Below are 5966 nucleotides of genomic sequence, written 5' to 3'. Positions count from 1 at the left end.
TAAGTGCCATCGGCGAGGGCGTCCCGCCGGTCGACTTTGTAAGCCTATCCAGCCGTAAGTTTTAAAGCGTTTTATCCAGCGCCATACTGAAGATTGTGCAGTACAAAGTACCTCAGCGATTTGATAGACCGGCTTTCCCTGAAGAGCCATAAGAATGGACAGGAGCCGGATGGCGTACTTTTTATCGCGTGTTTTTTGTGCCATTTTTTTCATCTGGCGCCGCTCATTACGGGGGATTGGTGGTAGGATAGGCATAACTCAGTCCTTCTTTTTGCTTTTTTGTTTCTGGAAAATCAAAACTCGCAAAAATTGGACTGAGTTTCTTTGATACTCCTATCATTTTGAAAAGGCATATAGAGTTTCATCAGAGAAAAAGAGGAAGTATAAACTCTGAAGATAGTCAAAATTCAGCATATTATTAAATTAATTATTCTCTATGCTCACTAAGCCTAGTATTATGAAGCTACAACTTATAAATATTGATTTTTCTGATTAGTTATAGCGCTCATAATTCCGTAGCTTCTTATCTGAGGATTTAGTGTGGATCGATGTGGTAATTACTTTATTGAGGATTTAGACAGGCTCGGACGTGGTGGTTTCGGTGAAGTGTATGAAGTTAATGTACACAATTTAAGAATGACTCACTCGCGAAGGTATGCTAGAAAATATTTCTCACCTTCTCCTGAAAATGATAAAACAGCTATAAAAGAAATTGCTGACTTAAGAGAGAGATTTCTGGTTGAAATTAAAACTCAATATACATTGAACATAATTGATTATGACTCTATAGCACCTATAGTGCTTTTTAACACCGCAGGAGACAAGCCTTACTTTATTATGGAGAAGGCCGAAGCTAACTTATTGGAAGCCATTAAGATCGGGATGTCCGCGGAAGAAAAAATTATGGCGGTGCGACAAATAATTAAGGGTGTTAAAACAATACACGACAATAGTTATGTTCATCGCGATTTGAAGCCAGCTAATATTCTAAAATACAGTGATGGAAGATACAAAATCAGTGATTTTGGATTAGTGAAAGATTTAAATCATGTCAGAGCTGAGGTAAAAACAAAATTTCAACCAAATGGGATAGGAACTGACGGTTATAGAGCCCCAGAAATAACAGAGAGCGGGTTGTTTTCAAATCAGTCTGATATTTTTGCTATAGGTCAGGTCATTAACGACGTGTACTCAAAAAACCTTCCCCAGAAGTTAAAAGACGTCATATCAAAATGTAGGGCGCATTGGCCTGAAAATAGATATGCAGACGCTAATGAGTTATTACTTGATTTTTGTAGAGCTATGGGGGTAACACCGTGAATAGAATAGTTGACATGTCCTGCTTTAGCGCTGCTGCAAAAGGCAAAGCTATAAATGAAGATTATTTCTTGCCTCCTACTTGTGATAGTGATTCAAATATTGTATTTGCAGTAGCCGATGGAGTTGGTTCGACTGAACAAGCGAATTTGGCATCAAAGTATGCAATACAAGCAATTCAAAACGCATTAACAGAGCCGAATTTTAGTATAGAAAAGGCGTTTTCACAGGCTAAGCAGGCTATAGATAACTTTGATTTTAGCGTTGCAACTACACTCACTATCGTGCATGTAGTTAATACCAAGGTTTATATAGGGCATGTAGGAGATTGTCGGCTTTACTTTAAAAATGGGAATAAGTTAGTTCAATTAACTAAAGATCATACAAAATTTCAAGAACTCTTGGATTCTGGTGAGCATAGCATGCGGAACTTAAAGAATCATAAAGAGAGACTTTCTACTATCCTTACATCAGCCTTATCTAATGATATTGAATTACATTTTGATATCTTAGTTAAAGACATCAAAGATATCAGTAATGGAAATGATGTCATTCTGACATTAATGTCGGATGGTGCATACAAACACTGGGAGTTAAGACCTAGATTTTCAGAAAGAACAATGGCGTTACCATCGGCATTTTCTGCAAGCTTGAGGCGTCGAATAGAGAAAGATATAATTGACGATTATACCTTTTTGGGTATTAAGCTAAAAATATAGTATTAATCAAAAATTAATGACAACTCGATTACAATATTCTTAATAGCCATCAGTTAATAGCTGGTGGTTTTCTGTTTTATGGAGGTCAGAACATGCCACCTCGCATCCCCAGAGCCTGCCGCAAACGTGGCTGCCCCAAGACCACCACCGACCGCTCAGGTTACTGTGCTGACCATCTGCACACAGGCTGGCAGACTCACCAGCAAGGCAAGAACCGACATGAACGCGGCTATGGCAGCAAGTGGGACAGGTTACGCGCCAGTGTTAAGCAACGGGATAAACAGTTGTGCCAGCAATGCTTACGTGAGGGGCGAGCGACAACAGGTGTGACCGTTGACCATATCACACCCAAGGCACAGGGTGGCACGGATGAACTACCTAATCTGCAATTAGCTGGTCTTGCCATAAACGTAAGACAGCCACGGAGAGACTACGATGAGGTATAAGTAAAGAGAATATTATTTTCTCAATGCAATCATCGCGTGAGTCATAGCCACTCATAGGGAGGGCGGGTCAAATCCCTGCCACTCTCACCCTTAAGGACCGCCGCCTTGCCTCTTTTCACATCGTCGCAGGTTAGAAAACTTTTTTCCGGGATCCCCGGATGGGTATCAATAGGAGAAAACGATTATGTCGGGACCACCGAAAACCCCGTCACACCTGCGTTTGGTCAGGGGGAACCCATCAAAACGGCCGATTAATAAAAAAGAACCGAAACCACCTTCAGGGGTGCCCCCAACGCCGAAGCATTTTACCAAGCAGAGGAAATACTGGTTCAAACGGATCGGGGAGGAACTCGACGCACTGGGCGTCATGAGCTCGATGGATGCCAAAGCGCTGGAATTGCTGATCGAGGCATACACCGAATACAGACAGCATTGCGACACATTGGATGAAGAAGGTTACACCTACACAACACAGAGTGAAGGCGGACCGCTGATAAAAGCGCACCCAGCAGCGGCAATGAAAGCGGATGCCTGGAAACGGATCCGGGCGATGCTCGGTGAATTTGGTATGACACCGGCAGCCCGCTCGAAGGTAACGATTAACACACCAGCCGAAGAAGACCCTTTCGAGGCATTTCTGAAAAAAAGCAAATGATGAATGGCAACCGTAGCAGTAGCAGATGGGATCCGGTACGCCGAACAGGTGGTCGCCGGAGAAATAGTTACGGGCGAACTGATACGCCTGGCGTGTCAGCGGTTTCTTGATGATTTGGATCGTGGGCCTGAGCGCGACATCTTTTTCATTGAAGAACGCGCCCAGCATATTCTGGATTTTTACCAGTTTATCCCGCATGTCAAAGGAGCGCTGGCAGGTAAGCCTATTGAGCTGATGCCGTGGCATACCTTTATTCTGATTAACATTTTTGGTTTTGTGGTTCCGCTGGTTGATGAACTGAGCGGAGAGGTTCAGTACGATGATGATGGTGAGCCGGTGCTGGTTCGCCGGTTCCGGACAGCATATAACGAGGTAGCGCGCAAAAACGCTAAATCCACACTGTCATCCGGTATCGGTCTGTATATGACCGGCGCTGACGGTGAGGGTGGTGCAGAGGTTTACTCGGCGGCCACAACCCGCGATCAGGCGCGTATCGTGTTTGAGGATGCGAAAAACATGCTCAAAAAGGCGAAATCGACACTGGGCCGGTTGCTTGAATTTAATAAGCTCGCGATTTATCAGGAACAATCCGCATCCAAGTTTGAACCACTGTCCAGTGATGCCAACAATCTGGATGGTCTCAATATTCACTGCGGTATTGTCGATGAACTCCACGCGCACAAAACCCGTGATGTATGGGATGTGCTGGAAACCGCGACCGGTGCCCGCCTACAGTCACTGCTGTTTGCGATCACCACGTCGGGGTTTAACCGTGAGGGAATTTGTTACGAACTGCGGGATTACGCTATCAAGGTGGTGCGGGGCGTGGTGGATGATGACACCTTTTTCGCGGCGATTTACACGCCGGATGAAGGTGATGACCCGTTCGATGAAAGTATCTGGATAAAAGCCAATCCGGGGCTGGGTGCCTGTAAGCGCTTTGATGATATGCGCCGCCTGGCGAAGAAGGCAAAAGAGCAGATTGCCGCCCGACCTAACTTTCTGACCAAACACCTCAATATGTGGGTTAATGCGGAGTCCGTCTGGATGGATTCTGGGAAGTGGGATAGTTGCCCTGAGAACGCACCGGATGATGAACTGAAGGAATATCCGGTCTGGGTCGGCGTGGATCTGTCAAACAAAATCGATGTGACTGCCGCGATCAAAGTGTACGAAGATAATCGCGGGCAGACTCATATTAAGTGCAAATTCTGGTTACCGGAAGGCCGGATAGAAACTGCACCTAAGCACATTGCAGAGCTGTACCGTAAATGGGGCGCTGCCGGTTATCTGGAACTGACGGACGGTGAGGTTATCGATCACGACATTATCAAAGCTGACATTCTGGAGTGGTGTGAAGGTGAGGATTTGCGTGAACTTGGTTTTGACCCGTGGAGTGCCGTTCAGTTCTCCCGCCGCCTGGCGGAAGAGGGTATCCCGCTGGTGGAAGCGGCGCAGACGGTGAAAAACATGTCTGAATCCATGAAAACAGTACAGGCCGATGTGTATTCCGGCAAATTTCACCACGATCACAATCCGATGATGGCTTGGATGATGTCAAACGTGACGGTAAAACCGGACAGGAATGACAATATCTTCCCGAACAAATCGACACCGGAAAACAAAATTGACGGTCCGTTCGCCCTGTTTACTGTCAAATCACGCCAGATGGTGAATGGCGGCGGTGGTTCCGACTTTCTTTCCTCTCTGGACCCTGACGAAGAAATTCTATTCCTATGAAAAAGTTACTGATTGATATCACTGCCCTGACGGGTGTCGGGGCGGTACTGGCGGGTTGTTACCTGAAATACGGGCTGGCAAATACCTTAATTATTGGTGGCGGTCTGTTGATTACCTATGCGCTGGCGGTCGCCAGAAGGGGGAAACATGCTGCTTGATGCCCTGTTTCGCAGTGAACCGCTGGAAAACCCCAAAACCCCGCTGACGACCGAAGCGGCGGATCATGACGGCCTGTTCAATGCGGATGTGTATGTCAGTCCCGAAACCGCCATGAAACTGGCCGCCGTGTATGCCTGTATCTATGTATTGTCCTCGTCGGTCGCTCAGATGCCGTTGCATGTGATGCGCAAGGCGGGGCAATCGGTGGAAATGGCTCGTGACCATCCGGTGTTTTACCTGGTGCATGATGAGCCGAAACTCTGGCAGACCAGCTATAAATGGCGGGAGCTGAAACAGCGCCATATTCTCGGCTGGGGGAATGGTTACTCGTGGGTAATCCCGTTCAAATTGCCCTCGGCTATGGCAAGATTATGCTGATGACGGGATCTGACCTGATACTCGTCTGAATCATGTTGTCCTTTTTTATTGCTGATGGTGTTGGAGTGTTAACTGTAGTTGACGAACTGCGTTATTTATATACAATAATGAGGAATGAGCATGATAACCATTGAAAGGACTCAAGATTTTGAAAAATGGTTAAAATCCTTAAAAGGCAGGATAGCAAAAGCCAAGATCTTAATCAGAATTGAGAGAATGGAAGAAGGAAATTTTGGTGATGTTGAACCGGTGGAAAACGGCGTTTCGGAACTCAGAATACATTACGAGCAGGGCTATCGTGTCTACTTTGCTCATAAAAATAACGAAATAATACTATTACTCTGTGGCGGAGATAAAAGCAGCCAGCAGGCCGATATAAAGAAAGCTAAACAACTCGCGATAGAATGGGGATTTTAACATGAAAACAGAACCAAAAAAATTTGGGTCACGTATTCAAAATGTTGATTGGTCTTAAATATAATATTCTCTTTCGATAAAAGTCCCGATGACTTTGTCATGCATTTCCGGTGATTTTGAATAGCCTAATGTTTT

At 45.4% G+C, this 5966-nt stretch carries 8 protein-coding genes and 2 pseudogenes; 8 read left to right on the top strand and 2 right to left on the bottom strand.

The window, feature by feature from the left end; all coding sequences use genetic code 11:
• A partial coding sequence (locus tag IQ211_RS17535) for a helix-turn-helix domain-containing protein (RefSeq protein WP_193836427.1) occupies positions 1-255 on the bottom strand: 255 nt, incomplete at its 3' end.
• A gap of 285 nt (positions 256-540) precedes the next feature.
• Here IQ211_RS17535 and IQ211_RS17530 point away from each other — a divergent pair.
• The 8 genes and pseudogenes from IQ211_RS17530 (at position 541) to IQ211_RS17495 (ending at position 5831) form a co-directional block, all read left to right on the top strand.
• Complete coding sequence (locus IQ211_RS17530) at positions 541-1320, top strand: serine/threonine protein kinase (RefSeq protein ID WP_189761198.1); 780 nt, start codon at positions 541-543, stop codon at positions 1318-1320.
• The gene (locus IQ211_RS17525) at positions 1317-2036 is read left to right on the top strand and encodes a PP2C family protein-serine/threonine phosphatase (RefSeq protein WP_282885602.1); all 720 of its coding nucleotides are present in this window, start codon (positions 1317-1319) and stop codon (positions 2034-2036) included. The genes IQ211_RS17530 and IQ211_RS17525 overlap by 4 nt, the downstream gene beginning before the upstream one ends.
• A 92-nt stretch (positions 2037-2128) precedes the next feature.
• Positions 2129-2475 (top strand): annotated as a pseudogene (locus tag IQ211_RS17520) (HNH endonuclease).
• A gap of 191 nt (positions 2476-2666) precedes the next feature.
• The gene (locus IQ211_RS17515; protein ID WP_189761199.1) at positions 2667-3137 is read left to right on the top strand and encodes a phage terminase small subunit P27 family; all 471 of its coding nucleotides are present in this window, start codon (positions 2667-2669) and stop codon (positions 3135-3137) included.
• 3 nt (positions 3138-3140) lie between these two features.
• Positions 3141-4877, top strand: a complete 1737-nt coding sequence (locus IQ211_RS17510; RefSeq protein ID WP_189761200.1) for a terminase large subunit — start codon at positions 3141-3143, stop codon at positions 4875-4877.
• Entirely contained in the window at positions 4874-5035 is a 162-nt protein-coding gene (locus tag IQ211_RS17505) for a hypothetical protein (protein WP_189761201.1), read from the top strand. The genes IQ211_RS17510 and IQ211_RS17505 overlap by 4 nt, the downstream gene beginning before the upstream one ends.
• Positions 5025-5372: pseudogene (locus tag IQ211_RS17500) on the top strand (phage portal protein); the annotation flags it as partial. The gene IQ211_RS17505 and the pseudogene IQ211_RS17500, both read left to right, overlap by 11 nt.
• A gap of 162 nt (positions 5373-5534) precedes the next feature.
• The gene (locus tag IQ211_RS17495) at positions 5535-5831 is read left to right on the top strand and encodes a type II toxin-antitoxin system RelE/ParE family toxin (RefSeq protein ID WP_189761202.1); all 297 of its coding nucleotides are present in this window, start codon (positions 5535-5537) and stop codon (positions 5829-5831) included.
• A 54-nt stretch (positions 5832-5885) separates the two neighbouring features.
• On the opposite strand, the gene IQ211_RS17490 is transcribed toward IQ211_RS17495, so the two are convergent.
• Positions 5886-5966 (bottom strand): IS1 family transposase (locus IQ211_RS17490; protein WP_228011593.1); only part of this gene is annotated, 81 nt, incomplete at its 5' end.

The sequence above is a fragment of the Xenorhabdus griffiniae genome (genome assembly GCF_015163655.1).
In the GTDB taxonomy this organism is placed as follows: Bacteria; Pseudomonadota; Gammaproteobacteria; order Enterobacterales; family Enterobacteriaceae; genus Xenorhabdus; species Xenorhabdus griffiniae.
Note: the sequence above shows the minus strand (reverse complement) of the source record. Positions and strands in the feature narration are given on the sequence as shown.

Coding starts and splice junctions, on each gene's coding strand:
- IQ211_RS17515 (WP_189761199.1), top strand. CDS start 2,667: ATGTCGGGACCACCGAAAACCCCGTCACACCTGCGTTTGGTCAGGGGG.
- IQ211_RS17510 (WP_189761200.1), top strand. CDS start 3,141: ATGGCAACCGTAGCAGTAGCAGATGGGATCCGGTACGCCGAACAGGTG.
- IQ211_RS17505 (WP_189761201.1), top strand. CDS start 4,874: ATGAAAAAGTTACTGATTGATATCACTGCCCTGACGGGTGTCGGGGCG.
- IQ211_RS17495 (WP_189761202.1), top strand. CDS start 5,535: ATGATAACCATTGAAAGGACTCAAGATTTTGAAAAATGGTTAAAATCC.